This window comes from Alteromonas sp. PRIM-21 (assembly GCF_027563165.1).
In the GTDB taxonomy this organism is placed as follows: Bacteria; Pseudomonadota; Gammaproteobacteria; order Enterobacterales; family Alteromonadaceae; genus Alteromonas; species Alteromonas macleodii_A.
The window spans coordinates 1-494 of sequence record NZ_JADOEK010000045.1 but is presented as its reverse complement, the minus strand read 5'-3'; the positions used below and the strand labels follow the sequence as shown (position 1 = coordinate 494).

The 494-nt window shown below is 41.7% G+C and carries 1 protein-coding gene and 1 pseudogene; both read right to left on the bottom strand.

Going from position 1 to position 494, the window contains the following annotated elements; genetic code table 11:
• Window positions 1-191, bottom strand: a pseudogene (locus IW644_RS19940) (type II toxin-antitoxin system RelE/ParE family toxin); the annotation flags it as partial.
• A gap of 3 nt (window positions 192-194) precedes the next feature.
• Window positions 195-413, bottom strand: a complete 219-nt coding sequence (locus tag IW644_RS19935; protein ID WP_163111832.1) for an addiction module protein — start codon at window positions 411-413, stop codon at window positions 195-197.
• Window positions 414-494 lie beyond the last annotated feature (81 nt).

The following is a 494-nucleotide window of genomic DNA, read 5'->3' as shown; positions in this document are numbered from 1 at the left end:
CTGCTTAAGACAAAGCGCCGATGAGTTTGCCCCATTTTTGTCCATGCCGATGGCAAAGAGCTAACTGAATCGATGGCTTCTTTGAGTTCTTGAGTAAATTCGTGACCCAAACCCAATGACTGTTCTTGATACCAATCAAACGACTCTTTTATTTCCCTTTTAACCTCCGGGTGAAAGGAAACAGGCAACATCTTTTAATTAAGATCCTTTTCTATCTCTTCCCAGCTAATGCTTTTTACCGCACCAGATTCTAGCTCTGCGCTGCGAGATTCCGCAAGTTTTACCCACTCGGATTCCACATCGCTATCAATCTTGGTATCCATAGCCGTTAAAAGACAGTGGGCAGCAAGTGCTTTCTCTTTAGTACTGAGTTGCTCGATATTTTCAAGCATCACTTTCAATGCATCAGACATAAAATAACTCCCATTGGGTATGATTTGATATTACCACTAAAAAAGAGAAGTGAAAGGCTGGATTTACAAGTAGCGGCTAAC

Bases quoted from the DNA above. Each gene is read 5' to 3' on its own strand.
- IW644_RS19935 (WP_163111832.1), bottom strand. From the start codon at position 413: ATGTCTGATGCATTGAAAGTGATGCTTGAAAATATCGAGCAACTCAGT.